This is a genomic window from Pseudomonas sp. GM25, assembly GCF_000282255.1.
GTDB classification, from domain to species: domain Bacteria; phylum Pseudomonadota; class Gammaproteobacteria; order Pseudomonadales; family Pseudomonadaceae; genus Aquipseudomonas; species Aquipseudomonas aphyarum.
In genome coordinates this window covers 125,198-151,641 of sequence record NZ_AKJQ01000009.1, presented here as the reverse complement: position 1 = coordinate 151,641, position 26,444 = coordinate 125,198, and the positions used below count along the sequence as shown (strand labels likewise).

Genomic DNA, 26,444 nt, shown 5'->3' with positions numbered 1-26,444 from the left:
TCTTTCTGCAGTGATTGAAAACAAGATTTTTTTGCTGGCCGATGCACCTGCACGGCGGGCATTGTTCAAGAGAATTCGGAGCGAGTTATGGCAGGTCATTCCAAGTGGGCGAACATCAAGCACCGCAAAGAACGCCAGGATGCCAAGAGAGGCAAGATCTTCACCAAGTGGATCCGCGAACTGACCGTGGCGGCCCGTCAGGGCGGCGGTGATCCGGGCTCTAACCCGCGTCTGCGTCTGGCGCTGGACAAGGCGCTGGGCGCCAACATGAGCCGCGACATCATCGACCGTGCCGTGGCTCGTGGCGCCGGCGCGACCGAAGCCGACAACGTTGAAGAACTGACCTACGAAGGTTACGGCCCGGGCGGCGTGGCGGTGATGGTCGAGTGCATGACCGACAATCGCAACCGCACCGCAGCAGCTGTTCGCCACGCGTTCAGCAAGTGTGGCGGCAACCTTGGTACCGACGGTTCGGTAGCCTACCTGTTCGAACGCAAGGGGCAGATCAGCTTTGCGCCAGGCGTGGACGAAGACGCACTGACGGAAGCGGCGCTGGAAGCCGATGCCGACGACGTGGTCAGCCACGAAGACGGCTCGATCGACGTGTTCACCTCGTTCACCAGTTTCTACGCGGTACGCAATGCCCTGGAAACCGCTGGTTTCAAGGGTGATGACGCGGAAATCGTCATGCAGCCGACCACCAGCGCCGAACTGGATCTGGAGGGCGCGGAGAAGGTGCTCAAGCTGATCGACATGCTGGAAGACCTGGACGACGTGCAGAACGTCTACTCCAACGCGGACATTCCGGAAGACGTGGCCGCTCAGCTCGGTTGAGAGCGACTACGATTCAATGTGGGAGATTCCGTGTTTGAGGCTTACCCTCAAGCACGGGATCTCCCACATTTGTTTTTGTGTTTTTTCGAACCAGCAGGCTTATGACTTTAATTCTTGGTATCGACCCCGGTTCACGCATTACCGGTTACGGCATTGTTCGCGATACCGGACGCGGCGGTTGCATCTATGTCGCCTCGGGTTGTATCCGCACTGGTGCCGGTGAGCTGCATGAGCGGTTGCAGATCGTCTATCGCGGCGTGCGGGAAATCATCCAGACCTACGGCCCGGTCACCATGGGCATCGAAAAGGTGTTCATGGCAAAAAACGCCGACTCGGCGCTCAAGCTCGGGCAGGCCCGTGGGGCCGCTATCGTTGCTGGCGCCGAAGAAAGCCTGGAGATCGCCGAGTACACGGCCACTCAGGTCAAGCAGGCTGTGGTGGGAACTGGCGCTGCCAATAAAGAGCAGGTGCAGATGATGGTCATGCACATGCTCAAGCTGACCAGCAAACCGCAAATCGACGCATCGGATGCCCTGGCGATTGCCATTTGTCACGCCCACACGCGCTCCAGTCTGCTGCCGCATGGCCTGGGAACAGCACGCAGTCGTGGCGGGCGCCTGCGTCTCTGATAGCATCAGCAGTCAATTTCACGGAATGTGGATTTCGCGCCTGGGTCGTCGGCCGTCAATCCATGTTCTGTCGGTCGCCAGCCCACGGCTGGCCAACGCTCAAGGATCTGAAACGTGATTGGACGCTTGCGCGGCACTCTGGCTGAGAAACAGCCGCCGCACCTGATTCTGGATGTAAACGGCCTCGGGTATGAGCTGGAAGTGCCCATGACCACCCTTTATCGTCTGCCGTCGGTCGGTGAACCGCTGACCTTGCACACCCATTTGGTCGTACGCGAAGACGCGCAGTTACTCTATGGTTTTGCCGGCAAGCGTGAGCGAGACTTTTTTCGCGAGTTGATCCGTCTCAATGGTGTGGGGCCGAAACTGGCCCTGGCCTTGATGTCGAGTCTGGAAGTCGACGAACTGATCCGCTGCGTGCAATCCCAGGACACCTCGGCGCTGACCAAGGTGCCGGGCGTGGGCAAGAAAACCGCCGAGCGTCTGCTGGTCGAGCTCAAGGATCGCTTCAAGGCCTGGGAAACCTCGCCGGCCATGTTCGCACTGGTGCCGAACCAGCCGGACGGCCCGGCGCCGGTCAACACCGCCGAGAACGATGCGGTCAGCGCGCTGATTTCCCTGGGCTACAAGCCACAGGAAGCGAGCAAGGCGATTTCCGCGATCAAAGAGAAAGGCCTGAGCAGCGAAGACATGATTCGACGCGCCCTGAAGGGAATGATTTAAGTGATTGAAGCTGATCGTCTGATCGCCGCCACGCACAGTCCGCGTGAGCGCGAAGAAGTCCAGGATCGGGCGATACGTCCCGTCAGCCTGGCCGAATACATCGGCCAGCCGACCGTTCGCGAGCAGATGGAACTGTTTATCCAGGCCGCCCGTGGCCGTAGCGAATCCCTCGACCATACCCTGATCTTCGGTCCGCCGGGGTTGGGTAAAACCACGCTGGCCAACATCATCGCCCAGGAAATGGGCGTGTCGATCAAGAGCACTTCCGGCCCGGTGCTGGAACGTCCGGGGGATCTGGCGGCGCTGTTGACCAATCTTGAGCCGCACGATGTGCTGTTCATCGATGAAATCCATCGCCTGTCGCCGATCGTCGAAGAGGTTCTGTATCCGGCGATGGAAGATTTCCAGCTCGACATCATGATCGGTGAAGGGCCTGCGGCGCGTTCGATCAAGCTCGATCTGCCGCCGTTCACCTTGGTCGGCGCGACCACGCGGGCGGGCATGCTGACCAACCCGTTGCGTGACCGTTTCGGTATTGTCCAGCGTCTCGAGTTCTACAGCACCGCTGACCTGGCGACGATTGTCAGCCGTTCGGCGAACATTCTCGGCCTGCCGCTGGATCCGGAAGGGGCTTTCGAGATTGCCCGCCGCGCCCGTGGCACGCCGCGAATCGCCAACCGACTGTTGCGTCGGGTGCGGGATTTCGCCGAAGTCCGGGCCAAGGGCCACATCACCAAGGCTGTCGCGGATCTGGCGCTGAACCTGCTGGATGTCGACGAACATGGCTTCGATCATCAGGACCGGCGTCTGCTGTTGACCATGATCGAGAAATTCGACGGCGGTCCAGTGGGCATCGACAGCCTGGCGGCGGCGATCAGCGAAGAACGCCACACCATTGAAGACGTGCTCGAGCCGTACCTGATTCAGCAGGGTTACATCATGCGGACGCCGCGGGGACGGGTGGTTACCCGTCACGCGTACCTGCATTTTGGTTTAAACATTCCGACACGAATGGGCGAAATGCCCGTGGTAGACGAGTTTCTCGATGCCGTGGACGATTAATACACATTTATTGTCGATTTATTCAGCGTTTGTACTGTCTCAGGACGGTACTTTTGCGGTAAAGCCTTCGAACAATGAAAAACAGTTGCCTGGCCGGATTGGCAACCCGAGGAGTAAGCACTAGAGTATGCGCGCGCAAAACGGGCTTGAGCCGTTCGCACATCGTTGTCGCGTTTATTACGAGGACACCGATGCGGGCGGCATCGTGTATTACGTTAATTACCTCAAGTTTATGGAACGGGCTCGAACCGAGCGGCTCCGGGAGCTGGGCTTTGCCCAGTCGGCGCTGGCAGGGGAGGACCTGTTGTTCGTCGTGCATTCCAGCGAAGCGCGTTATCACGCGCCGGCGCGACTGGACGACGAGCTTCTGGTAAGCGCTGATGTAATCGAATTGAACCGTGCCAGCCTGCGCTTTCGACAGCAGGTCAGGCGGGCAACGGATAATGTGCTGCTCTGCGAAGGGCAGTTTCTGGTGGCCTGTGTGCGCACTAACAGTTTGAAACCCCGGGCCCTTCCCGAAGACCTGCGTGCGGCCTTTGCCGACGCGGTCGGCACGGGTACACACTCAAAGCAGGAGATAAAGCGTGGAAGCTAACGTCGTCGACCATTCCTCCATGTGGAGCCTGGTCAGCAATGCCAGCATCGTGGTGCAGTTGGTAATGTTGACCCTGGTGGCCGCATCGGTGACCTCATGGATCATGATCTTTCAGCGCAGCAACCTGCTGCGCGCCGGTCGACGTGCCCTGGAGAGCTTCGAGGAGCGCTTCTGGTCGGGTATCGACCTGTCCAAACTCTACCGTCAGGCCGGCAGCAACCCGGATCCGGATTCGGGCGTCGAGCAGATCTTCCGTGCCGGCTTCAAGGAGTTCTCCCGTCTGCGTCAGCAGCCAGGCGTCGATCCTGAAGCGGTGATGGAAGGCGTGGCCCGTGCCATGCGCGTCGCCATCTCCCGCGAAGAAGAAAAGCTCGAGCAGAGCCTGCCGTTCCTCGCCACCGTAGGTTCCGTCAGCCCGTACATCGGTCTGTTCGGTACCGTCTGGGGGATCATGAACTCGTTCCGCGGTCTGGCCAGCGCCCAGCAGGCCACTCTGGCCACCGTGGCTCCCGGCATCGCCGAAGCCCTGATCGCCACCGCGATCGGTCTGTTTGCCGCGATCCCGGCCGTTATCGCTTACAACCGTTTCTCTGCCCGCAGCGAAACCTTGCTGAGCCGCTACTACACCTTCGCCGATGAGTTCCAGGCGATCCTGCACCGCAAAGTGCACACCAGCGAAGAATAAGCAGGTATTTCCCGATGGCTTTAATCACTCGAGCCCGACACAAGCGCAAGCCGGTCGCCGAGATGAACGTAGTGCCTTACATCGACGTGATGCTGGTGCTGCTGGTCATCTTCATGGTGACTGCGCCGATGCTCAATCAGGGCGTGAAAGTGGATCTGCCCAAGGTTTCCAGCGAAGCCTTGCCGCAGGACAACAACACCCAGGTGCTGACCATTTCGATCAAGTCGGACAAGACCTACTACTGGAACCTTGGCAGCGAAGTCGACACCGAGAAGCAGCAGGACCGGGCCATGACCCTGCCACAGATGACCGACGCGGTGACCAAGATCATTCGCGCCGGCACTGAAGGCGGCAAGCGTACCCAGGTCTTCATCCGTGGCGACAAGTCCGTCGATTATGGCTCCGTCATGGGCGCCATGGGCGGGTTGCAGAAAGCCGGGGTCGGTAACGTTGGCTTGATCACCGAGGCGCCCTGATGCAGCAACAGCGAGAGCCGTCCGCCTCGGAAAGCTACTTCTGGCCTAGTGTCTGGGCGATTGGCTTGCACGTGCTGGTGTTCGGCATGCTGTTCGTCAGTTTCGCCCTGACCCCGGAGCTGCCGCCGGCCAAGCCGATTGTCCAGGCGACCCTGTACCAGCTGAAATCGAAAAGTCAGGCAACCACCCAGACCAATCAGAAGATTGCGGGTGAGGCGAAGAAATCCGCCGCGCGCCAGACCGAAGTCGAGCAGATGGAGCAGAAAAAGGTCGAGCAGGAAGCGGTGAAGGCTGCGGAACAAAAGAAAGAAGAAGCGGCTCAAAAGGCCGAGGAAGCCAAGAAGGCCGATGAGGCGAAGAAAGCGGACGAGGCGAAGAAGGCTGATGAAGCCAAGAAAGCCGAAGACGCGAAGAAAACCGCCGAAGCCAAGAAGGCAGAAGAGAAACAATTGGCTGATATAGCCAAGAAGAAAGCCGAAGAAGAAGCCAAGAAGGCTGCTGAAGAAGAGGCCAAGAAAGCGGCCGCTGAAGAAGCCAAGAAGAAGATCGTCGAAGACGCGAAGAAGAAAGCCGCCGAAGACGCCAAGAAGAAAGCTGAAGCTGAAGAGGCGAAGAAGAAAGTCGCCGAGGACGCGAAGAAGAAAGCTGCTGCCGATGCTGCGAAGAAGAAATCGCAGGAAGCGGCACGTAAATCCGCCGAAGACAAAAAGGCTCAGGCCCTGGCAGATTTGCTTTCCGACACGCCGCAGCGCCAGCAGGCCTTGGCCGATGAGCAGGGCGATGAAGTCGCGGGCAGTTTCGATGACCTGATTCGTGCGCGGACAGCGGAAGGCTGGGCACGTCCACCTTCGGCACGCAAAGGCATGACGGTTGTGCTGCAGATCGGCATGTTGCCGGACGGTACGGTGACTTCGGTCAGCGTGGCCAAGTCCAGTGGCGACGGTCCGTTCGATGCGTCGGCAGTGGCAGCGGTCAAGAATATTGGACGTTTGACGGAAATGCAGGGAATGAAGCCGAGCGATTTCGCTCCGTATCGTTCATTCAAGATGACATTCACACCTGAGGATCTAGCCTTGTGAGAAACCTTCTTCGAGGAATGCTGGTCGTGATCTGCTGCATGGCAGGGATCGCGATGGCGGATGAAAAGAACATTCTGGTCACCAGCGGCAGCGATCGGGCAACTCCGATCGCCGTCGTACCGTTCGGTTTCCAGGGCGGTGCCGTCCTGCCGGATGACATGGCTGAAATCATTGGTAACGATTTGCGCAACTCGGGCTATTACTCGCCGATTCCAAAGCAAAACATGATCAGCCAGCCAAGCCAGCCGAGCGAAATCATCTTCCGTGACTGGAAGGCGGTGGGCGCGCAATACATGATGGTCGGCAGCATCGCGCCGGCCGGTGGCCGTCTGCAGGTGCAGTGGGCTCTGTTCAACGTCGCCACCGAGCAGAAAGTGGCTGACGGCAGTGTGTCCGGTACCACCGAACAGCTGCGTGACATGGCGCACTTCATCTCCGATCAGTCGTTCGAAAAACTGACCGGTATTAAAGGTGCATTCTCGACTCGCCTGCTGTACGTCACAGCCGAGCGTTTCTCCGAGAAGAACACCCGTTACACCCTGCAGCGCTCGGACTATGACGGCGCCCGCGCCGTGACCCTGCTGCAATCGCGCGAGCCGATCCTGTCGCCGCGTTTTGCACCGGACGGCAAGCGTATCGCCTACGTTTCGTTCGAACAGAAGCGTCCGCGCATCTTCATGCAGAACATCGACACCGGTCGCCGCGAGCAGATCACCAACTTCGAAGGCCTGAACGGCGCGCCAGCCTGGTCGCCGGACGGCAATCGCCTGGCGTTCGTGCTGTCGAAAGACGGTAACCCGGATATCTACGTGATGAACCTCGGTTCGCGTCAGATCACCCGCGTGACCGCAGGTCCTGGCATCAACACCGAACCGTACTGGGGCAAGGATGGTTCGACCATCTACTTCACCTCCGACCGTGGCGGCAAGCCGCAGATCTACAAAACCAGCGCCGGTGGCGGCGGTGCCGAACGTGTGACGTTCGTAGGCAACTACAACGCCAACCCCAAGCTTTCGGCGGATGAAAAGACCCTGGTGATGATCCATCGTCAGGACGGTTTCACCAATTTCAAAGTGGCGGCCCAGGATTTGCAGCGCGGAAGTGTAAAAATCCTCACTGATAGCACTCTGGACGAGTCGCCTACTGTTGCGCCCAACGGCACCATGGTAATCTACGCCACCCGCCAGCAGGGCCGGGGAGTCTTGATGCTCGTGTCCATTAATGGACGCGTGAGGCTCCCGCTTCCTACCGCTCAAGGCGAAGTCAGAGAACCGTCCTGGTCCCCTTACCTGAACTGACGCGGCGCTTTACGTTTTACTTAACACACTGGGGTTCATTAGGAGTTTCACGATGGAAATGCTGAAGTTTGGTAAATTTGCTGCGCTGGCTCTGGCCATGGCTGTAGCTGTAGGTTGCTCGTCCAAAGGCGGCGACAACGCCGGTGAAGGCGCTGTTGATCCAAACGCTGGTTACGGCGCAAACACTGGTGCAGTTGACGGTTCCCTGAGCGAAGAAGCTGCTCTGCGCGCAATCACCACCTTCTACTTCGAATACGACAGCTCGGACCTGAAGCCAGAAGCCATGCGCGCTCTGGACGTTCACGCCAAAGACCTGAAAGCAAACGGCGCTCGCGTTGTTCTGGAAGGCAACACCGACGAACGTGGTACTCGTGAGTACAACATGGCACTGGGCGAGCGTCGTGCGAAAGCCGTTCAGCGCTACCTGGTACTGCAAGGTGTTTCCCCAGCTCAGCTGGAACTGGTTTCCTACGGCGAAGAGCGTCCAGTTGCTACCGGCAACGACGAGCAGTCCTGGGCTCAAAACCGTCGCGTCGAACTGCGTAAGTAATTCGATATGCGAACGTGCCGTCGTGCTGTAACTGTTCTGGCTCTCAGCCTCGCGCCGCTTGCGGCGTGGGCTGCGGTTCCTGTGGTCGATGACAACTCCGGTTATAACAATAGCGGGAGCAGTTATCCGCCTGCAGGTTACGGTACGAACGGCGCCTATGCCGGGGGAGCGGCTTCGGCCCCTGCCTCGGCAAACGGCATGCTGTTCAACCAACTGCAACAAATGCAGGATCAGATATCGCGCCAGCAAGGCGTGATCGAAGAACTGCAGAACCAAGTTTCGCGCATGAAGCAAGAGTCCCTGGAGCGATACCAGGATCTTGATCGGCGCATAGGATCCGGCGTTGCACCTGCCGCGACTCCCGAGAATTCTTCTGCCGGTGGCGATGCAAGTGCTGCTGCCGGTGCCGCCGCTGGAGCCGGCGCCGCAGCGGCCGCCCAGGCACCCGCCGCGGGTGGCGAACCGGCTGATCCGGCCAAGGAAAAGCTGTATTACGATGCCGCTTTCGACCTGATCAAGGCCAAGGATTTCGACAAGGCCAGCCAGGCGTTTGCCGCTTTCCTGCGTAAATACCCGAACAGTCAATACGCGGGCAACGCCCAGTACTGGCTGGGTGAAGTGAACCTGGCAAAAGGCGATCTGCAAGGTGCAGGCCAGGCTTTCGCCAAGGTTTCGCAGCTGTATCCCAAGCACGCCAAAGTGCCGGATTCGCTGTACAAGCTGGCTGACGTAGAGCGCCGCCTCGGTCATACCGACAAGGTCAAAGGCATTCTGCAGCAGGTGGTGGCCCAGTATCCGGGCACGTCCGCCGCTCAGTTGGCCCAGCGCGATCTGCAACGCATGTAACAGCTTTGACCCGTTTGGAAGAAACCCGCGCTTGTCGCGGGTTTTTTCGTTAGAATTCACGCCCTTTTATGAAACACGCTTCTGGTGATCTACGCGTTGGCGGGGTTGCCTGAAGTGCCTGACGGAGGCGGACAGCCTGTTTAGCTGTTACGCCCGTGGCGACTATGCAAGACACATTGAGAATCACCGAAGTTTTCTACTCGTTGCAGGGGGAAACGCGGACTGCCGGGCTGCCCACTGTTTTCGTGCGCCTGACCGGTTGCCCATTGCGTTGCCAATACTGCGACAGCGCCTACGCATTCAGCGGTGGCACGATCCGTACCCTCGACGACATCCTCGAGCAAGTGGCCGGCTTTCGCCCGCGCTACGTCTGCGTCACTGGCGGTGAGCCGCTGGCGCAGCCCAATGCCATCCCTTTGCTCAAACAGTTGTGCGATGCCGGCTACGAAGTCTCGCTGGAAACCAGCGGCGCCCTCGACATCTCGGCGGTCGATCCGCGGGTCAGTCGGGTGGTCGACCTGAAGACGCCTGACTCGAAAGAAGCCCATCGCAATCGTTACGAAAACATCGAGCTGCTGACGCCCAACGATCAGGTGAAGTTTGTCATCTGCTCGCGGGAGGACTATGACTGGGCGGTATCGAAGCTGATCCAGTACGGTCTCGAGCGACGTGCAGGTGAAGTGCTGTTTTCCCCAAGTCACCACGACCTGAACGCTCGGGATCTGGCGGACTGGGTGGTGGCGGATAACCTGCCAGTGCGCCTGCAACTGCAGCTGCATAAATATCTATGGAATGATGAGCCGGGGCGCTGAGATGACTGAACAACTGAACACTAGCCAGAAACGTGCGGTAATCCTGCTGTCGGGTGGTCTGGACTCGGCCACTGTCGTGGCCATGGCCCGCGCTGAAGGCTACGCCTGCTACACCATGAGTTTCGATTACGGTCAGCGTTCCCACGCCGAACTGCATGCCGCTGCTCGCGTTGCCCGCGACCTGGGTGTGGTCGAGCACAAGGTGATCGGCCTGAACCTGAACGGCATGGGCGGCTCGGCCCTGACCGACACCAGCATCGATATCCCGGAAGAGCTGGGCGAAGGCATCCCGGTGACTTACGTGCCGGCGCGCAATACGGTTTTCCTGTCGCTGGCCTTGGGCTGGGCTGAAGTGCTCGGCGCCCGTGACATCTTTATCGGCGTCAACGCAGTGGACTATTCCGGTTATCCGGATTGCCGTCCCGAGTTCATCGAGTCGTTCGAGCGCATGGCCAACCTGGCAACCAAGGCTGGCGTCGAAGGTAATGGTTTCCGCATCCAGGCACCGCTGCAGAACCTGAGCAAGGCGCAGATCGTCCAGGCGGGCGTGAAGCTGGGCGTTGATTATGGGCTGACCGTTTCCTGCTATCAGGCGGACGATGATGGCCGTGCATGCGGCAAATGCGACAGCTGCCGACTGCGTGCAGAAGGCTTCGCGGCGGCCGGAATCAGCGACCCGACACCTTATTTTTGATTATTTTCAAATTAGGTGTTGAATAGTCCTTAAAAATCAGTATTATACGCGCCACCACACAGCGGGTCGTTAGCTCAGTTGGTAGAGCAGTTGGCTTTTAACCAATTGGTCGTAGGTTCGAATCCCACACGACCCACCATATTTGGCGGTTTAGAAAATCCGGAAGGCCCACGCAAGTGAGGATTTCCGGGTTTTTTTTTGCCTGCGATTCGGGCATACCTCCCTTCGTTTCTTCCTGCCGTGACGCAGGTCAGAATCATCTTTTGTATCAACGGGATATTCTGTAGCCTTGCGCAGCTTCAATGCTGTCCGTGCCTGATAATACTCACTCTCCCGGCGGTACCCTCAAGCGGTCCGGAGCCGGGTGTATACTCGACTTTCGCGCGAAAGCGCCTGCAGGTCTTGCGAACATGACGCAGATTTCCGAACGCCTTCTGGTACAAGCCCACCTCGACGCCAAGCAGCCCAAGCCGCTGACGGCCGAGGAAGAGGCTTATTACCGTTCCGCCATCGCCGCCGAGCTCAAGGCTCAGGACGCGGTGCTGGTTGCCCACTTTTATTGCGATCCGATCATCCAGGCCCTCGCCGAAGAAACCGGCGGTTGCGTGTCCGACTCCTTGGAAATGGCCCGCTTCGGCAACGCCCATCCGGCCAAGACCGTAGTGGTTGCCGGCGTGAAATTCATGGGCGAGACCGCGAAGATTCTCAACCCTGAAAAGCGTGTGCTGATGCCGACCCTGGAAGCGACCTGCTCGCTGGATCTTGGTTGCCCGGTGGACGAGTTCTCGGCGTTCTGCGATCAGCATCCGGAGCGCACCGTGGTGGTGTATGCCAACACCTCGGCGGCGGTCAAAGCCCGGGCCGACTGGGTGGTGACCTCCAGCTGCGCACTGGAAATCGTCGAAAGCCTGATGGACAACGGCGAAACCATTATCTGGGGCCCGGACAAGCACCTGGGCACCTACATCCAGCGTCATACCGGCGCCGACATGTTGCTCTGGGACGGTGCCTGCATCGTCCACGAAGAGTTCAAGTCCAAGCAGCTGGAAGACATGAAGGCGCTTTACCCGGACGCCGCCATTCTGGTGCACCCGGAGTCGCCGACGTCGGTGATCGAACTGGCGGACGCCGTCGGCTCCACCAGTCAGTTGATTGCTGCCGCGCAATCGCTGCCGAACAAGACCCTGATCGTCGCCACCGATCGCGGCATCTTCTACAAGATGCAGCAGCTGTGCCCGGACAAGGTCTTCATCGAGGCGCCAACCGCCGGTAATGGCGCGGCGTGCCGCAGTTGCGCACATTGCCCGTGGATGGCCATGAACACCCTTGAGCGCACGCTCAAGTGCCTGAAGGAAGGCTCGAACGAGATCTTCGTCGACCCGGCGCTGATCCCGCAGGCGATTCGTCCGCTCAAACGCATGCTCGACTTCACTCAAGCTGCGCGGATGAAACTGGCCGGCAACGCCTGACCTTGAGACGCAAACAAAAACGCCCCGATTGGATCGGGGCGTTTTTGCATCTGCAGGATTATTTGGCTTTCTTCGGAATTCGCACCAGCTGCGTGTCCGAATAGATGTCATGCCAGGCGCGTTTCTGTTTGTCGAACAGCGACCAGAAGAATCCCAGGCCCAGGCACAGCCACGACGCTATTGACACCATGAACCGCAGCAACGCCTGCCACAGGCTGATCGCAGTGCCATCGGCGTTCTGCACGCGAATGCCCCAGACCTGCATGCCCAGGGTTTGCCCGGCGTGGGTCCAGAACTTGGCGAAGAAGCCGAACAGCACCAGCAGCAGCACCGTGGAGTACAACGGATCGCCATCCAGTTGCCCGGCATCGGTCAGAACCCGCAGACGCTCCTCACCGATGATCGCGGCCTGAATCATCTTGTAGACGCCACCGGTCACGATCAGCAGGGCAGTGCACAGCAGAAAGTCATAGAACATCGCTGCCAGACGACGGCCCAGGCCGACGGCGGGGAAATCGCCCTGGGGAGTGAGCAGGTGTTTCGACATGGCAGCCTCTGGACGGAAAGTGAAGCGCCATTTTACGGATTTGCGCCCACAAAAAAGCCCCTGATATCAATATCAGGGGCTTTTTCGTAACAGAAATCAGGCTTCTGCGATGACTTCGTCAGCTTGCATGCCTTTCTGGCCTTGCACTGCAACGAAGGTCACTTTCTGGCCTTCTTTCAGGCTCTTGAAGCCGTTGCCCTGAATGGCGCGGAAATGCACGAACAGATCCGGACCGCTTTCTGGAGTGATAAAACCAAAACCTTTCTCGTCGTTAAACCACTTGACGGTACCGCTCTGACGTGTGGACATTTCTTATTTCCTTTGACGCATAAATTGATGACAGTCTCTTTCTCATGAAAGAGTACTGGGGCTGGTTGCAGGAGAGTAAGAAGACGTCGAACGGGATGTAGCTAACTTGTAGGCTACTGCCCAGGTCACGATTCCAAGCTGACCCATGCAAACACAGTGGACAAACTCTACGCCAACTACGGGAGGAAAAACAAGCCCTGTGAAGGCCCCGGTTTTCCTGCCCTTGCTGGCACTTAGTCGGTCCACTAGTCCGGCTTATTCGATTGGCTTGTTCAATTGTTTTCGAACGTTATAAGCCAAGTTCATATTCGAATCGAATGTAAACGGAGTGCACTGTTTTATGGCGATTGCGTTACACATTAGTGCACGCATAACGCAATCGCGTTACTTATAGAAACAGTCAATCAACCGCGATAGTAGCGTTGTGGAACAAATGGCATTTTGCTTACAAGCAATGGCACCTTTTTCCCACGAACAATCGCCCAAACTGGCGTGTCGAGCGCGACGTAGGCGCTGTCCAGGTAACCCATGGCCAGCGGGCCGCCCAGGGTCGGGCCGAAACCGCCGCTGCACACGCTGCCGATGATTTCACCGGCTTCGTTGACGATTTCTGCACCTTCACGGACCGGCGTACGCTCTTGCGGCAGCAGGCCGACGCGTTTGCGCTGAACGCCGTTCTGCTGTTGAGCGAAGACGTGTTCTGCACCCGGGAAACCACCGGCACGTGCACCATCGGCACGCCGAGGCTTGGAGATTGCCCACAGCAGGCTGGCTTCGATCGGGGTGGTCTCGGTGTTCATGTCGTGGCCGTACAGGCACAGGCCGGCTTCCAGGCGCAGCGAGTCACGGGCGCCGAGGCCGATGGCGGCGACTTCCGGTTCGGCCAGCAGGGCGCGGGCGAGTTTTTCTGCGTCGGCTGCCGGAACCGAGATTTCGAAACCGTCTTCACCGGTGTAGCCCGAACGGCTGACGAAGCAGTCGACGCCCAGCAGCTTCACGCGGGTGAACTGCATGAAGGTCATCTTCGCCACTTCCGGCGCCAGGCGTGCCAGTACGGTCACGGCGGCCGGGCCTTGCAGGGCGAGCAGGGCGCGTTCTTCGAACAGCTGCTCGATCTTGCATTGATCGCCGATGTGTTTTTGCAGATGGGCCAGGTCCTGGTCCTTGCACGCGGCGTTGACGACCAGGAACAGTTCGTCGTTGCCGAGGTTGGCGACCATCAGGTCATCAAGGATGCCGCCGGTTTCGTTGGTGAACATCGCGTAGCGCTGCATGCCGACCGGCAGGTCGATGATGTCCACCGGCACCAGGGTTTCCAGGGCTTTGGCGGCATTCGCGCCGGTCAGGCGGATCTGGCCCATGTGCGAGACATCGAACAGCCCGGCCTGCTCACGGGTGTGCTGGTGTTCTTTCATCACGCCCAGCGGATATTGCACCGGCATGTCGTAGCCGGCGAACGGCACCATGCGGGCGCCGAGTTCGATGTGCAGAGCGTGCAGCGGGGTTTTCGACAGTTGTTCGGTGGACATGCGTGACTCCTTGATTCACACCAACCCTCTCCCGGAGGGAGAGGGGGCCAGTTTTGTGTTCTCTCCCAAAGGGAGGGAGATTTGATGGCGCGATCAGCACTCGATAATGTTGACCGCCAGACCGCCACGGGCGGTCTCCTTGTATTTGCTTTTCATGTCGGCACCGGTCTGGCGCATGGTGCGGATGACCTTGTCGAGGGAGACGAAATGCTGCCCGTCTCCGCGCATGGCCATGCGCACGGCGTTGATCGCCTTGACCGAGCCCATGGCGTTGCGTTCGATGCACGGCACCTGCACCAGCCCGCCAATCGGGTCGCAGGTCAGGCCGAGGTTGTGTTCCATGCCGATTTCAGCGGCGTTTTCCACTTGTTGCACGCTGCCGCCGAGGACCTCGCACAACGCGCCGGCCGCCATTGAGCAGGCCACGCCGACCTCGCCCTGGCAGCCAACTTCGGCGCCGGAGATCGAGGCGTTTTCCTTGTACAGAATGCCGATGGCCGCGGCGGTGAGCAGGAAGCGCACCACGCCGTCATCGTTCGCGCCGGGAATGAAGCGCATGTAGTAATGCAAAACCGCAGGAATGATCCCCGCCGCGCCATTGGTCGGTGCCGTGACCACGCGCCCGCCGTTGGCGTTTTCTTCGTTGACGGCCAGGGCGTAGAGGTTGACCCAGTCCAGCACCGACAGCGGATCGCGCAGCGACGATTCCGGGTTCTTGCACAGTTGCCGGTGCAACGCCGCCGCCCGCCGCTTGACCTTCAGGCCACCCGGCAGGATGCCTTCGTTGCGACAGCCGGCGGCTACGCAGTCCTGCATCACTTGCCAAATTTTCAGCAGACCGGCGCGGGTTTCCGCTTCCGGGCGCCAAGCGCTTTCATTGGTCAGCATCACCTGGCTGATCGAAAGACCATAGGTGGCGCAGTGGCCGAGCAAGTCCTTGGCACTTTTGAACGGGAAGGTCAGCGGCGTGGCGTCTTCGACGATGCGGTCGGCTCCGGCCGCGTCTTCGTCGACCACAAAACCACCGCCGACCGAGTAGTACTCGCGGCTGCGGATCTGCAATCCCGCCGCATCGAAGGCGCGGAAGATCATGCCGTTGGGGTGATAGGCCAACGGCTTGCGGATCATTGCCAGGTGTTCTTTCTCGTTGAACGCAATGCTGTGTTCGCCGAGCAGGTTCAAACGTCCGTTGCCACGAATCTCCGCGAGACGGGCGGCGACGGTTTCGGTATCCACGGTGTCCGGGTGTTCACCTTCCAGGCCCAGCAGCACGGCTTTGTCGCTGCCGTGGCCCTTGCCGGTGGCGCCGAGGGATCCGTACAACTCGACCCTGACGCTGGTGGTGGCGGACAACAGGTTTTCCCGACGCAGGCCTTCGACGAAGCGCGCAGCTGCGCGCATCGGGCCGACGGTGTGGGAGCTGGAGGGGCCGATGCCAATCTTGAACAGGTCGAACACGCTTAACGACATGGTTGTTCTCCGGTTTCTTGTTATAGGCACATCAGGCACGCATGAAAGGGGCGGGCGAACCCGCCCCCTTACAGGTCAAGCGTAGCTTTCGATCGACGGGCAGGCGCAGACCAGGTTGCGGTCGCCGAACACGTTGTCGACGCGACCGACCGGCGGCCAGTACTTGCCTTCGATCAACGACGCCACCGGGTACACCGCTTGTTCGCGGCTGTACGGGTGAGTCCACTCGCCGACCAGTTCCGCTGCGGTGTGCGGAGCGTTCTTCAGCGGGTTGTCGTCCTTGTCCAGGGTGCCGTTTTCCACCGCGCGGATTTCTTCGCGGATGCGGATCATGGCGTCGCAGAAGCGGTCCAGCTCTTCCTTGGATTCGCTTTCGGTCGGCTCGATCATCAGCGTGCCGGCCACCGGGAACGACATGGTCGGGGCGTGGAAGCCGAAGTCGATCAGGCGCTTGGCGACGTCATCGACGCTGATGCCGCTGCTGTCTTTCAACGGACGCAGATCCAGAATGCACTCGTGCGCCACCAGACCGTTGCTGCCGGTGTACAGCACTGGATAGTGCTCTTCCAGGCGACGGGAAATGTAGTTGGCGTTGAGGATCGCCAGTTGCGAAGCGCGCTTCAGACCTGCGCCACCCATCATGCGAATGTACATCCAGGTGATCGGCAGAATGCTCGCACTGCCGAACGGTGCTGCGCAGACCGCGCCTTCCTTGCGTTCCATGTGGCCGTGGCCTGGCAGGAACGGGGTCAGGTGCGACTTGACGCCGATCGGGCCGACGCCCGGGCCGCCACCGCCGTGGGGAATGCAGAAAGTCTTGTGCAGGTTCAGGTGCGACACGTCGCCGCCGAACTTGCCCGGTGCGCAGAGGCCGACCATCGCGTTCATGTTGGCGCCGTCGATGTACACCTGGCCGCCGTTGTCATGAATGATGCCGCAGATTTCACGGATGCCTTCTTCGAACACGCCGTGGGTCGACGGGTAAGTGATCATCAGCGCGGCGAGGTGTTCGCGGTGCTCGATGGCCTTGGCGCGCAGGTCTTCGATGTCCACGTTGCCACGGGCGTCGCACGCGGTCACGACCACGCGCATGCCGGCCATGTTGGCGGTCGCCGGGTTGGTGCCGTGGGCGGACGACGGGATCAGGCAGATGTCGCGACGGTCTTCGCCACGGCTCTGGTGATAGGCGCGAATCGCCAAGAGACCTGCGTACTCACCTTGGGAACCGGCGTTCGGTTGCAGTGAGATCGAGTCGTAACCGGTGGCGGCGCAGAGCATCGCTTCCAGTTCGTCGGTCAGTTGCTGGTAACCGGCGCTTTGTGCGGCCGGGGCGAACGGGTGCAGGGCGCCGAATTCGGCCCAGGTCACCGGGATCATTTCGCTGGCGGCGTTGAGTTTCATGGTGCACGAGCCCAGCGGGATCATGGTGCGATCCAGTGCCAGGTCCTTGTCCGCCAGTTTGCGCAGGTAGCGCATCAGCTCGGTTTCCGAGTGATAACGGTTGAACACCGGATGGCTGAGGATCGGCGACTGGCGAACCAGCGCGGCTGGAATGGTGCTTTGCGCGGCAGCGGCGAGAGCAGCGAAATCCGGCAGGGTCTTGCCGTCGGCGAACAGGCTCCACAGGGTTTCGATGTCGGCCTGGGTGGTGGTTTCGTCGACCGACAGGCCCAGACGCTGGGCGTCGATCACACGCAGGTTGATCTGTTGGGCGCGGGCCTTGTCGTGCAGCGCGGCAGTTTGCGCGCCGGTGGCCAGGGTCAGGGTGTCGAAGAAGCTGGCTTGCTCGACGGTCACGCCCAGTGCGCTCAGGCCCTTGGCCAGGATCGCGGTCAGGTGATGCACGCGGTTGGCGATCTGGGTCAGGCCTTTAGGGCCGTGGTACACGGCGTACATGCTGGCAATGTTGGCCAGCAGCACTTGTGCGGTGCAGATGTTCGACGTGGCTTTCTCGCGGCGGATGTGTTGCTCGCGGGTCTGCATCGCCAGACGCAGGGCCGGTTTGCCGAAGCGGTCAACCGAAACACCGACCAGACGGCCCGGCATGTCGCGCTTGAACGCATCTTTGGTGGAGAAGTAAGCCGCGTGCGGGCCACCGAAGCCCAGCGGCACGCCGAAGCGCTGCGCGCTGCCGATGGCCACGTCGGCGCCGAACTCGCCCGGCGGGGTCAGCAGAGTCAGGGCCAGCAGGTCAGCGGCCACGGCCACCAGTGCGTTGGCCGCGTGGAAGCGTTCGGTCAGTTCGTGGTAGTCGAACACATCACCGTTGCTGGCCGGGTATTGCAGCAGCGCGCCGAAGAACGGCGTCACGTCGGTCAGTTCGCGCTCATCGCCCACGACCACGTCGATGCCCAGCGGCTCGGCACGGGTATGCAGTACGTCGAGGGTTTGTGGGTGGCTGTGGATCGAGGCGAAGAACTGGTGGCTGCCCTTGTTCTTGCTCAGGCGTTTGCAGAAGGTCATGGCTTCGGCAGCGGCGGTGGCTTCGTCGAGCAGGGAAGCGTTGGCGATCGGCAGGCCGGTGAGGTCGCTGATCAGGGTCTGGAAGTTCAGCAGCGCTTCGAGACGGCCCTGGGAAATTTCTGGCTGGTACGGGGTGTAGGCGGTGTACCAGGCCGGGTTTTCCAGCAGGTTGCGCAGGATCGGCGACGGCGTGTGGCAGTTGTAGTAGCCCTGGCCGATGTAGGTCTTGAACAGCTGGTTCTTGCCGGCGATGCCTTTGATCATTGCCAGGGCATCGGCTTCGCTCAGGCCGTCGTCGAGGCCGAGCACGCTGGTGCCCTTGATGCTTTCCGGGATGACGCTGGCGCTCAGGGCTTCGAGCGAGTCGAAACCGAGGCTGTTGAGCATGGCTTGCTCGTCACCGGCGCGCGGGCCGATGTGACGGGCGATGAATTCGTTGGCGGTGCCGAGATCTACTTGGGTCATGTCAGGTTCCTCAGGCTTCGGCTTGGGCTTTGATCAGGCGGTCGTAGGCGTCCTGATCCAGCAGCTTGGCGACGGCAGAAGCGTCGGCTGGCTTGAAGCGGAAGAACCAGCCTTCGCCCAGCGGGTCTTCGTTCACCAGCTCAGGGCTGTCTTCCAGGGCCGGGTTGGTGGCCAGGACTTCACCGTCCAGTGGCATGTAAACGCCGCTGGCGGCTTTTACCGATTCCACGGTGGCGGCTTCGGCGCCTTTCTCGTACGCCTGCAATTCAGGCAGTTGCACGAACACCACGTCGCCCAGGGCGTTCTGCGCGAAAGCGGTGATGCCAACGGTGACAGAGCCATCGGCTTCGGCGCGCAGCCATTCGTGATCTTCAGTAAAACGCAACTCGCTCATGGAATCTCCTAGGGGCCAGACTCGTCTGGTGGACGCGGTGGAATACTCGGGCGGCAATGCCCTGATTTTATGAGCGGTTACTTAGCAAGAACGCGGCCAACGTAAAAATATCGTTATAAATCAATGGATTGATTGATTTGTAGGCGAGCGCGATCACGTTGGCTGTAGCGAAATCGCTACAGCGCGGGGCGAAGAAAAAAGCTGAACCGGATCAAAGCCTTGCACAGCGGTGATCGGAGGAGGGTGTAGCGATATCGTTCCGCTGTAGCGCTTTCAGTACAGATGGAGGTCGCTTTTGGCGTGGTGTCAGGCTTTGCCCGGAATCCCGTACTTGCGCAGCCGATGGGCAATTGCGGTGTGCGAGGTTTGCAGGCGGCTGGCCAGTTGGCGGGTCGAGGGGTAGCTGACGTAGAGTTTTTCCAGCAGCGATTTCTCGAACGCTTCCACGGCTTCTTCGAGGCTGTCGACGTCAGTGTCGGTCTGGCGCGCCACCGAGGTGCCGGCGATGTCGAGGTCGCCGATGTCCACCAGGCTGCTTTCGCAGATGGCGGCGGCGCGGAAGATCACGTTCTGCAATTGCCGCACGTTGCCTGGCCAGCGGTTGCCGAGCAGCGCCGGATAGGTGCCGGGCGCGAGCCGACAAACCGGACGCTGGATCTGCGCGCAGGCCTGTTGCATGAAATAGCGCGCCAGCAACAGAATGTCCTGACCGCGTTCGCGCAGCGGCGGCACTTCAACATTGAGCACGTTGAGGCGGTAGAACAGGTCTTCGCGGAACAGGCCTTCGCTGACCATTTTCTCCAGGTCGCGGTGGGTGGCGCTGAGGATGCGCACGTTGACCTTTACCTCACGATCACCACCGACCCGACGGAAGCTGCCGTCGTTGAGAAAACGCAGCAGTTTGGCCTGCAAGTACGGCGACATCTCGCCGATCTCATCGAGGAACACCGTGCCCTGGTTGGCCAGTTCCATCAGCCCCGGTTTGCCGCCGCGTTGTGCGCCGGTGAAGGCGCCGGGGGCGTAGCCGAACAGTTCGCTCTCGGCGAGGTTCTCCGGCAGGGCCGCGCAGTTCAGTGCGAGGAATGGCGCACTGTGCCGGGCGCTGATGGCGTGACAGGCGCGGGCCACCAGTTCCTTGCCGGTGCCGGTTTCGCCCTGGATCAGTAGCGGCGCATCGAGGGCCGCGACACGCTGGGCGCGGGCCTTGAGGGTGCGGATTGGCGGCGATTCACCGAGCAGCGCATCGAAACCTTCGGCGTGATCGTGATGCAGCGCCGAGAGTTGTTCGCCGATACGGTTCGGTTGATACAGGGTCAGCAGGGCGCCAGCGTCGGTGATCGGCGTGGCGTCGAGCAACAGGGTCTGGCCGTTGACGGTGATTTCCCGCAGCGGCAGGCGGAAGCCTTGTTCGAGCAAGGTTTCGAGCAGGCCCGGATCGTTGAACAGTTCCGAGACGCTTTCGCCCGCCGGCTCGCGGCCGTACAGAGCGATCAGCGCCGGGTTGGCCAGCAGCACCTTGCCGGCGCTGTCCAGCGCCAGCACCGGGTCGGTCATCGCCGCGAGCAACGCGTCGAGCTGCAAGTGCCGACGCTGACCGGGGAGGATGTCGACCACTACCACAGCTTCTACGCCGCGCACCCGGAACAACGCATCTTTGAGTTCTTCGAGCACTTGCGGGCTGAGGGTAGGGGCGTCGATGTAGACGTTCGGCGGAACCATTTCCACCGCATCCAGATTGAGATTGCGCCCACCGAGCAGGGCCAGGACTTCCTGGGTGATGCCGACGCGGTCGATGAAGCTGACGTGGATACGCATGGGGCGGTTCTGGGTTCTGGAGTGCGGAGGGGGGCAAGTATGCCTTGGGGCGGGGAAATGGTGAAATCTGCGTCCTGCGCTGATCGTTCCCACACAGAGCGTGGGAACGATCATTAGAAAAGGGTTACTCGAAATGCTCGGGATTAACCGGATCCCCGGATTGCATATTCAACTGCTTGCGGATGTCTTCAAACATCAGGTCGTAATGCTTGTGCACCGAGCCGATCTGGCTGTGCGCCTTGGGAATCCCGTATTTCTCGGCGATCCGGGTCACGTCGCGGGCGAAGTTGTAGGCCTCTTCCTTGGGCAGGAAAAACGTCTCCTTCATGTCCTTGCCCTGCATGCTGCCGTGCAGGGTGAACTGTATCCCTTTGCCTTTCTGAGGATCGGTGAACACTTCATAGTCGAGGCACACGTTGTAATTGACGTCATCGTCAGTCAACGCGTGACGCTCGATGTGCAAGCGGCCGGGTTCGAACTGGGCCATGGTTTTCTCCTTTCAAGGCATGGGAGAAGGGCAGACCTGAGGTCTGCCCCCGGAGTTTCTTTTTATCGGTAGGTGATGCCCGGCGCTGCCGTGCTGACCCGCGTACCGGCGGTGCCCTGGACGATGGCTTCGATGTCCGAGAGCGAACCGATCACAGCGACCTTGCCAGTATGGCGCGCAAATTCACAGGCTGCCTGCACCTTCGGCCCCATGGAGCCGGCGGCGAAGCCAAGGCGTTCGAGTTCGTCCGGGTGGGCCTGGGCGATGGCTTTCTCGGTGGGTTTCTTGAAGTCGATGTACGCCGCGTTGACGTCGGTGGCGATCACCAGCAAATCCGCCTCCAGCTGTTCGGCCAGCAGCGCCGAGCACAGGTCCTTGTCGATCACCGCTTCGATGCCTTGCAGCTTGCCGTGAGCGCCATACATGGTCGGGATGCCGCCACCGCCGGCGCAGATCACGATGCTGCCCTTGTCCAGCAGCCACTTGATCGGGCGGATTTCGAAGATGCGTTTCGGCCGTGGACTGGCGACCACGCGGCGGAACTTGTCGCCGTCCGGGGCGATGGCCCAGCCTTTTTCGGCGGCGAGTTTTTCTGCTTCGGCTTTCTCGTAGACCGGGCCGATCGGTTTGGTCGGGTTCTTGAAGGCCGGGTCGTTGGCGTCGACTTCGACCTGGGTGAGCAGGGTGGCGAACGGGACTTCGAAGTCCAGCAGGTTGCCCAGTTCCTGTTCGATGATGTAGCCGATCATGCCTTCGGTTTCGGCACCGAGCACGTCCAGCGGGTAAGGGGTGACGGAGGTGTAGGCCGCGGCCTGCAACGACAGCAGGCCGACTTGCGGGCCATTGCCGTGGGCGATGACCAGTTGGTTGCCGGGATGGATCTTGGCGATTTGCTCGGTGGCGATGCGGATGTTGGCGCGCTGGTTGTCAGCGGTCATCGGCTCACCACGGCGGAGCAGGGCGTTACCGCCCAGAGCTACGACGATACGCATAATGCAGTCCTTTCAGAATTCGGTGAGCCTGCGGGCGCTGCTTTTTGCGGCGCTCGCAGGTCAATGGTCAACGCTTACAGATCAGCCAAAGTCGACACCAGAATCGCCTTGATGGTGTGCATGCGGTTTTCCGCTTGCTCGAAGGCGATGCAGGCTGGCGACTCGAACACGTCGTCGGTCACTTCGATGCCGTTTTTCAGGTGCGGATACTGTTCGGCGATCTGTTTGCCGACCTTGGTATCGCTGTTGTGGAACGCCGGCAGGCAGTGCATGAACTTGGTGCGCGGGTTGCCGGTGGCTTTCATCAGCTCGGCGTTGACCTGATACGGCAGCAGTTGCTGGATACGCTCGGCCCAGGCTTCCACCGGCTCGCCCATCGATACCCAGACGTCGGTGTGGATGAAGTCCACGCCTTTGACCGCTGCTTTCGGGTCTTCGGTCAGGGTGATGCGAGCGCCGCTTTCCTCCGCGTATTTTTTGCAGCGATCCACCAGATCGTCGTGCGGCCACAGGGCTTTCGGCGCGCAGATGCGCACGTCCATGCCGAGTTTGGCGCCGACCAGCAGCAGCGAATTGCCCATGTTGTTGCGCGCGTCGCCCAGGTAGGCGTAGCTGATCTCGTGGATCGGCTTGTCGGCGTGCTCACGCATGGTCAGCACGTCGGCGATCATCTGGGTCGGGTGATATTCATCGGTCAGGCCGTTGAACACCGGCACGCCAGCGAACTTGGCCAGCTCTTCGACGATTTCCTGCTTGAAGCCACGGTACTCGATGGCGTCGTACATGCGACCCAGCACGCGGGCTGTGTCCTTCATGCTTTCCTTGTGGCCGATCTGCGAGGAATTCGGATCGATGTAGGTGACGTTGGCGCCTTGGTCATAAGCGGCGACTTCGAACGCGCAGCGGGTGCGGGTCGAGGTTTTTTCGAAGATCAGGGCGATGTTGTTGCCCTTCAGGTGTTGCTGCTCGGTGCCGGTGTATTTGGCGCGTTTGAGGTCGCGGGACAGGTCGAGCAGGTAACGCAGCTCACGTGGGGTGTGGTGTTCCAGGCTGAGCAGGTTACGGTTGTGAATGTTGAACGCCATGATGATTCTCCTTGGATTCGGTAATCGGCCCGGCCGCGACAGGGTCAGTGCGGCCGGGGAGATGGTCGTTTAGTAGTCGATTGGGTCGCGCACGATCGGGCAGGTCATGCAGTGGCCGCCGCCACGGCCACGGCCCAGTTCGCCGGCGCTGATGGTGATGACCTCGACCCCGGCCTTGCGCAGCAGGGTGTTGGTGTAGGTGTTGCGGTCGTAGCCGATGACCACGCCCGGCTCCACGGCCACCACGTTGTTGCCGTCATCCCATTGCTCGCGTTCGGCGGCGAAGCTGTTGCCGCCGGTTTCGACGACGCGCAGTTTCGGCAGGTTGAGGGCTTTGGCCACGACGTCGAGGAACGTGCCTTCTTCGCGACGGATGTCGATGCCGCCCTGTTTGCTTTCGTCAGGGCGCAGGGTGAAGGCGACGATCTGGTTGACCACTTCCGGGAAGATCGTGACGAGGTCGCGGTCGCAGAAGCTGAACACGGTGTCCAGGTGCATCGCCGCGCGGGACTTCGGCAGGCCGGCGACGATGACTTTTTCCACGGCCTTGTTCTTGAACAGGTTCAGCGCCAGTTGGCCGATGGCCTGACGCGACGAGCGCTCGCCCATACCGATCAACACCACACCGTTGCCGATCGGCATCACGTCGCCGCCTTCGAGGGTCGAGCTGCCGTGATCCTTGTCCGGGTCGCCGTACCAGATCTCGAACTCGGCGTTGGTGAATTGCGGATGGAATTTGTAGATGGCGGTGGCCAGCAGGGTTTCCTGACGGCGCGCCGGCCAGTACATCGGGTTCAGCGTCACGCCACCGTAGATCCAGCAGGTGGTGTCGCGGGTGAACTGAGTGTTCGGCAGCGGCGGCAGAATGAAGCTGGAGTGGCCGAGGAAGTCGCGGAACATCTGGATGGTCTTGCCACCGAAGCTGTCCGGCAGGTCATCGGCGGACACGCCGCCAATCAGGAATTCGGCGATGTGTCGCGGCTCCAGGCTTTTCAGCCAGGATTTGACTTCGTTGATCAGGCCCAGGCCCACCGAATCGGCGGTGACCTTGCGCTCGAGGATCCAGTCCAGCGCTTCGGGGATGGCAACGATGTCGGTCAGCAGGTTGTGCATTTCCAGCACTTCGATCCCGCGCTCACGCATCTTCGTCACGAAGTCGAAGTGGTCGCGCTTGGCCTGGGCGACCCACAGCACGTCGTCGAACAGCAGTTCATCGCAGTTGTTCGGGGTCAGCCGCTGATGGGCCAGACCTGGGGAGCAAACCATGACTTTGCGCAGTTTGCCGGCTTCGGAATGGACGCCGTACTTAGCTTTTTCCGTGGTCATTTCAGTGATCCTCCAGAGTGAAAACGTTGGGCAATTACAGAGTCAGGAAGCCGTCATACAGTCCGTAGGCTGCCACCAGGGCGCCCACGACCACTGCGGCGAAAATCAGCTTCTCGACGTTGGTGAAAACCGGTTGTTTGAGTTCGAGCTTGGCCTTGGCGAACAGGATCGCGCCGGGGGCATAAAGCAGGGCCGACAGCAGCAGGTACTTCACGCCACCGGCGTAGAGCAGCCACACCGCGTAGATCAGGGCGATACCGCCGATGATCAGGTCCTTGCGCCGTTCGGCCGCGAAGCCTTCGTAGCTTTCGCCGCGCACCGCCAGGAGCAGGGCGTAGGCCGCCGACCACAGGTACGGCACCAGAATCATCGAAGTGGCGAGGTAGATCAGCGACAGGTAAGTGCTGGCCGAGAACAGGGTGATGATCAGGAACAGCTGCACCATCGCGTTGGTCAGCCACAGGGCGTTGACCGGCACGTGGTTGGCGTTCTCCTTGCGCAGGAACTCCGGCATGGTGTGGTCCTTGGCGGCGGCGAACATGATCTCCGCACACAGCAGCACCCACGACAGCAACGCACCCAGCAGCGAGATGATCAGACCGACGCTGATCAGCACCGCGCCCCAGTGACCGACCACATGCTCCAGCACGGCGGCCATCGACGGGTTCTGCAGTTTGGCCAGTTCCGGCTGGGTCATGATGCCCAGCGACAGCACGTTCACCAGCACCAGGAAAAGCAGCACGGTGATGAAACCGATCACGGTCGCCTTGCCGACGTCCGAACGTTTTTCCGCTCGGGCCGAGAAGATGCTCGCGCCTTCGATGCCGATGAACACCCACACGGTGACCAGCATCATGTTGCGCACCTGGTTCATCACGCTGCCCAGGTCCGGGTTTTTCACGCCCCAGATGTCGGCGGTGAAGATGTCCAGTTTGAAGGCGAAGACCGCGATCAGCACGAACAGCAGCAGCGGCACGACCTTGGCGACGGTGGTCACGAGGTTGATGAACGCCGCTTCCTTGATCCCGCGCAGCACCAGGAAGTGCACGCCCCACAACAGGACAGAGGCGCCGATCACGGCTGCAACAGTGTTGCCTTCACCGAAAACCGGGAAGAAGTAACCGAGGGTACTGAACAGCAGAACGAAGTAACCGACGTTGCCCAGCCAGGCACTGATCCAGTAACCCCAGGCCGAGGAGAAACCCATGTAATCGCCGAAACCGGCCTTGGCGTAGGCGTAGACACCGCCGTCCAGGTCAGGCTTGCGATTGGCGAGGGTCTGGAAGACGAAAGCGAGGGTGAGCATGCCGACAGCGGTGATGGCCCAGCCAATCAGTACCGCGCCGACGTCGGCACTGGCGGCCATGTTTTGTGGCAAAGAGAATATCCCGCCACCGATCATTGAACCGACTACCAATGCAACCAGTGCACCTAGTCGTAGTTTTCCGGGAGCTTCAGACATTGCATGACTCCATTGCAGGAGAGAAGAGTTCACAGCGTAGTTCTGTTGGCTTTTCAAACAGCTGACTTAGATCAGTGCATAGTCACATTCCATTGTTAATGAATGACTTATGAAACGTCTGGAGGCATAAAGCTATTGTCTGGAAGGCCCGTCCTAGAGGCCTTTTGTCCGAAGTGGTTAAGAATGGATCCTATTACTTTCGAATTATCACGCTAGTTCCTTTTCAGGTTTTGGCAAATTTTTCACCGCTGTTTTCAGTACAGAATTGATTTATTAGGATTCGCGCACAAAACTGTCTGAGCGTGCTAGGGCGTTAGCGCCAATGGCTATATATAAAAGGCGCAAGTT

At 60.3% G+C, this 26,444-nt stretch carries 26 protein-coding genes and 1 tRNA gene; 15 read left to right on the top strand and 12 right to left on the bottom strand.

Annotation, left to right across the window (positions count from 1 at the left end):
* The first annotated feature begins 87 nt into the window (after positions 1-87).
* From PMI24_RS03290 to nadA, 15 genes are all read left to right on the top strand, one after another.
* Positions 88-834: a YebC/PmpR family DNA-binding transcriptional regulator gene (locus tag PMI24_RS03290; RefSeq protein WP_007951208.1), complete on the top strand. Its 747-nt coding sequence runs from the start codon at positions 88-90 to the stop codon at positions 832-834.
* A gap of 101 nt (positions 835-935) precedes the next feature.
* A complete protein-coding gene (gene ruvC / locus PMI24_RS03285; RefSeq protein ID WP_007951206.1) occupies positions 936-1,463 on the top strand; it encodes a crossover junction endodeoxyribonuclease RuvC in 528 nt (175 codons plus the stop codon).
* Between the two features lie 114 nt (positions 1,464-1,577).
* Positions 1,578-2,186 carry a Holliday junction branch migration protein RuvA gene (ruvA, locus tag PMI24_RS03280; RefSeq protein ID WP_007951205.1) on the top strand — a complete coding sequence of 203 codons (609 nt, stop codon included), beginning with the start codon at positions 1,578-1,580 and terminating at the stop codon, positions 2,184-2,186.
* A complete protein-coding gene (gene ruvB / locus PMI24_RS03275) occupies positions 2,187-3,248 on the top strand; it encodes a Holliday junction branch migration DNA helicase RuvB (RefSeq protein ID WP_007951204.1) in 1,062 nt (353 codons plus the stop codon). It abuts the gene before it with no gap.
* A 127-nt stretch (positions 3,249-3,375) separates the two neighbouring features.
* Entirely contained in the window at positions 3,376-3,843 is a 468-nt protein-coding gene (ybgC, locus tag PMI24_RS03270) for a tol-pal system-associated acyl-CoA thioesterase (RefSeq protein ID WP_007951203.1), read from the top strand.
* A complete protein-coding gene (gene tolQ, locus PMI24_RS03265; protein ID WP_007912733.1) occupies positions 3,833-4,528 on the top strand; it encodes a protein TolQ in 696 nt (231 codons plus the stop codon). The genes ybgC and tolQ overlap by 11 nt, the downstream gene beginning before the upstream one ends.
* A 23-nt stretch (positions 4,529-4,551) precedes the next feature.
* Positions 4,552-5,004: a protein TolR gene (gene tolR, locus PMI24_RS03260; protein WP_162130475.1), complete on the top strand. Its 453-nt coding sequence runs from the start codon at positions 4,552-4,554 to the stop codon at positions 5,002-5,004.
* The gene (tolA, locus tag PMI24_RS03255) at positions 5,004-6,083 is read left to right on the top strand and encodes a cell envelope integrity protein TolA (RefSeq protein ID WP_007951201.1); all 1,080 of its coding nucleotides are present in this window, start codon (positions 5,004-5,006) and stop codon (positions 6,081-6,083) included. Before tolR ends, tolA begins: the two co-directional genes overlap by 1 nt.
* 17 nt (positions 6,084-6,100) lie before the next feature.
* Positions 6,101-7,381 carry a Tol-Pal system beta propeller repeat protein TolB gene (gene tolB, locus PMI24_RS03250; RefSeq protein ID WP_162831782.1) on the top strand — a complete coding sequence of 427 codons (1,281 nt, stop codon included), beginning with the start codon at positions 6,101-6,103 and terminating at the stop codon, positions 7,379-7,381.
* 52 nt (positions 7,382-7,433) lie between these two features.
* Positions 7,434-7,931, top strand: coding sequence for a peptidoglycan-associated lipoprotein Pal (pal, locus tag PMI24_RS03245; protein ID WP_003178634.1), 498 nt, complete (start codon positions 7,434-7,436; stop codon positions 7,929-7,931).
* Between the two features lie 6 nt (positions 7,932-7,937).
* The gene (gene ybgF / locus PMI24_RS03240) at positions 7,938-8,777 is read left to right on the top strand and encodes a tol-pal system protein YbgF (protein ID WP_007951199.1); all 840 of its coding nucleotides are present in this window, start codon (positions 7,938-7,940) and stop codon (positions 8,775-8,777) included.
* 164 nt (positions 8,778-8,941) lie between these two features.
* Positions 8,942-9,589, top strand: coding sequence for a 7-carboxy-7-deazaguanine synthase QueE (gene queE, locus PMI24_RS03235; protein ID WP_007951198.1), 648 nt, complete (start codon positions 8,942-8,944; stop codon positions 9,587-9,589).
* Between the two features lies 1 nt (position 9,590).
* The gene (queC, locus tag PMI24_RS03230; protein ID WP_007951197.1) at positions 9,591-10,283 is read left to right on the top strand and encodes a 7-cyano-7-deazaguanine synthase QueC; all 693 of its coding nucleotides are present in this window, start codon (positions 9,591-9,593) and stop codon (positions 10,281-10,283) included.
* 63 nt (positions 10,284-10,346) lie between these two features.
* A tRNA-Lys gene (locus PMI24_RS03225) sits at positions 10,347-10,422 on the top strand.
* A 271-nt stretch (positions 10,423-10,693) separates the two neighbouring features.
* Positions 10,694-11,752: a quinolinate synthase NadA gene (gene nadA, locus PMI24_RS03220; protein ID WP_007951196.1), complete on the top strand. Its 1,059-nt coding sequence runs from the start codon at positions 10,694-10,696 to the stop codon at positions 11,750-11,752.
* Between the two features lie 58 nt (positions 11,753-11,810).
* Here the strand turns inward: nadA and PMI24_RS03215 are convergent, their stop codons facing one another.
* From PMI24_RS03215 to arcD, 12 genes are all read right to left on the bottom strand, one after another.
* Positions 11,811-12,299, bottom strand: coding sequence for an RDD family protein (locus PMI24_RS03215; protein WP_007951195.1), 489 nt, complete (start codon positions 12,297-12,299; stop codon positions 11,811-11,813).
* Between the two features lie 96 nt (positions 12,300-12,395).
* On the bottom strand, positions 12,396-12,608 hold the full coding sequence (locus PMI24_RS03210; RefSeq protein WP_007951194.1) for a cold-shock protein: 213 nt from the start codon (positions 12,606-12,608) through the stop codon (positions 12,396-12,398).
* A 404-nt stretch (positions 12,609-13,012) separates the two neighbouring features.
* Positions 13,013-14,137 (bottom strand): glycine cleavage system aminomethyltransferase GcvT, encoded by a 1,125-nt coding sequence (gene gcvT / locus PMI24_RS03205; RefSeq protein WP_007951193.1) that lies wholly within the window; start codon positions 14,135-14,137, stop codon positions 13,013-13,015.
* A 93-nt stretch (positions 14,138-14,230) separates the two neighbouring features.
* Positions 14,231-15,607 (bottom strand): L-serine ammonia-lyase, encoded by a 1,377-nt coding sequence (locus tag PMI24_RS03200; protein WP_007951192.1) that lies wholly within the window; start codon positions 15,605-15,607, stop codon positions 14,231-14,233.
* 75 nt (positions 15,608-15,682) lie between these two features.
* The gene (gene gcvP, locus PMI24_RS03195) at positions 15,683-18,535 is read right to left on the bottom strand and encodes an aminomethyl-transferring glycine dehydrogenase (protein ID WP_007951191.1); all 2,853 of its coding nucleotides are present in this window, start codon (positions 18,533-18,535) and stop codon (positions 15,683-15,685) included.
* A gap of 10 nt (positions 18,536-18,545) precedes the next feature.
* The gene (gene gcvH, locus PMI24_RS03190; protein ID WP_007951190.1) at positions 18,546-18,929 is read right to left on the bottom strand and encodes a glycine cleavage system protein GcvH; all 384 of its coding nucleotides are present in this window, start codon (positions 18,927-18,929) and stop codon (positions 18,546-18,548) included.
* Positions 18,930-19,235: 306 nt separating this feature from the next.
* On the bottom strand, positions 19,236-20,744 hold the full coding sequence (locus tag PMI24_RS03185) for a sigma-54-dependent transcriptional regulator (protein WP_007951189.1): 1,509 nt from the start codon (positions 20,742-20,744) through the stop codon (positions 19,236-19,238).
* Between the two features lie 124 nt (positions 20,745-20,868).
* On the bottom strand, positions 20,869-21,231 hold the full coding sequence (locus PMI24_RS03180; RefSeq protein WP_007951188.1) for a DUF5064 family protein: 363 nt from the start codon (positions 21,229-21,231) through the stop codon (positions 20,869-20,871).
* Between the two features lie 62 nt (positions 21,232-21,293).
* Entirely contained in the window at positions 21,294-22,223 is a 930-nt protein-coding gene (gene arcC, locus PMI24_RS03175) for a carbamate kinase (protein ID WP_007951187.1), read from the bottom strand.
* A 74-nt stretch (positions 22,224-22,297) separates the two neighbouring features.
* Positions 22,298-23,308 carry an ornithine carbamoyltransferase gene (locus PMI24_RS03170; protein ID WP_007951186.1) on the bottom strand — a complete coding sequence of 337 codons (1,011 nt, stop codon included), beginning with the start codon at positions 23,306-23,308 and terminating at the stop codon, positions 22,298-22,300.
* A gap of 69 nt (positions 23,309-23,377) precedes the next feature.
* Positions 23,378-24,634, bottom strand: a complete 1,257-nt coding sequence (gene arcA / locus PMI24_RS03165; protein WP_007951185.1) for an arginine deiminase — start codon at positions 24,632-24,634, stop codon at positions 23,378-23,380.
* A gap of 34 nt (positions 24,635-24,668) precedes the next feature.
* A complete protein-coding gene (gene arcD, locus PMI24_RS03160) occupies positions 24,669-26,096 on the bottom strand; it encodes an arginine-ornithine antiporter (RefSeq protein WP_007951184.1) in 1,428 nt (475 codons plus the stop codon).
* Positions 26,097-26,444: the final 348 nt, after the last annotated feature.

Excerpts from the sequence above, each read along its gene's own strand:
- tolA (WP_007951201.1), top strand. The coding sequence starts at position 5,004 with ATGCAGCAACAGCGAGAGCCGTCCGCCTCGGAAAGCTACTTCTGGCCT.
- queC (WP_007951197.1), top strand. The coding sequence starts at position 9,591 with ATGACTGAACAACTGAACACTAGCCAGAAACGTGCGGTAATCCTGCTG.
- ybgC (WP_007951203.1), top strand. The coding sequence starts at position 3,376 with ATGCGCGCGCAAAACGGGCTTGAGCCGTTCGCACATCGTTGTCGCGTT.
- PMI24_RS03170 (WP_007951186.1), bottom strand. The coding sequence starts at position 23,308 with ATGGCGTTCAACATTCACAACCGTAACCTGCTCAGCCTGGAACACCAC.
- arcD (WP_007951184.1), bottom strand. The coding sequence starts at position 26,096 with ATGTCTGAAGCTCCCGGAAAACTACGACTAGGTGCACTGGTTGCATTG.
- pal (WP_003178634.1), top strand. The coding sequence starts at position 7,434 with ATGGAAATGCTGAAGTTTGGTAAATTTGCTGCGCTGGCTCTGGCCATG.
- PMI24_RS03180 (WP_007951188.1), bottom strand. The coding sequence starts at position 21,231 with ATGGCCCAGTTCGAACCCGGCCGCTTGCACATCGAGCGTCACGCGTTG.
- arcC (WP_007951187.1), bottom strand. The coding sequence starts at position 22,223 with ATGCGTATCGTCGTAGCTCTGGGCGGTAACGCCCTGCTCCGCCGTGGT.
- gcvT (WP_007951193.1), bottom strand. The coding sequence starts at position 14,137 with ATGTCCACCGAACAACTGTCGAAAACCCCGCTGCACGCTCTGCACATC.
- PMI24_RS03200 (WP_007951192.1), bottom strand. The coding sequence starts at position 15,607 with ATGTCGTTAAGCGTGTTCGACCTGTTCAAGATTGGCATCGGCCCCTCC.
- PMI24_RS03290 (WP_007951208.1), top strand. The coding sequence starts at position 88 with ATGGCAGGTCATTCCAAGTGGGCGAACATCAAGCACCGCAAAGAACGC.
- PMI24_RS03210 (WP_007951194.1), bottom strand. The coding sequence starts at position 12,608 with ATGTCCACACGTCAGAGCGGTACCGTCAAGTGGTTTAACGACGAGAAA.
- queE (WP_007951198.1), top strand. The coding sequence starts at position 8,942 with ATGCAAGACACATTGAGAATCACCGAAGTTTTCTACTCGTTGCAGGGG.
- nadA (WP_007951196.1), top strand. The coding sequence starts at position 10,694 with ATGACGCAGATTTCCGAACGCCTTCTGGTACAAGCCCACCTCGACGCC.
- arcA (WP_007951185.1), bottom strand. The coding sequence starts at position 24,634 with ATGACCACGGAAAAAGCTAAGTACGGCGTCCATTCCGAAGCCGGCAAA.
- gcvH (WP_007951190.1), bottom strand. The coding sequence starts at position 18,929 with ATGAGCGAGTTGCGTTTTACTGAAGATCACGAATGGCTGCGCGCCGAA.
- tolB (WP_162831782.1), top strand. The coding sequence starts at position 6,101 with ATGCTGGTCGTGATCTGCTGCATGGCAGGGATCGCGATGGCGGATGAA.
- PMI24_RS03185 (WP_007951189.1), bottom strand. The coding sequence starts at position 20,744 with ATGCGTATCCACGTCAGCTTCATCGACCGCGTCGGCATCACCCAGGAA.
- gcvP (WP_007951191.1), bottom strand. The coding sequence starts at position 18,535 with ATGACCCAAGTAGATCTCGGCACCGCCAACGAATTCATCGCCCGTCAC.
- ruvC (WP_007951206.1), top strand. The coding sequence starts at position 936 with ATGACTTTAATTCTTGGTATCGACCCCGGTTCACGCATTACCGGTTAC.
- PMI24_RS03215 (WP_007951195.1), bottom strand. The coding sequence starts at position 12,299 with ATGTCGAAACACCTGCTCACTCCCCAGGGCGATTTCCCCGCCGTCGGC.
- ybgF (WP_007951199.1), top strand. The coding sequence starts at position 7,938 with ATGCGAACGTGCCGTCGTGCTGTAACTGTTCTGGCTCTCAGCCTCGCG.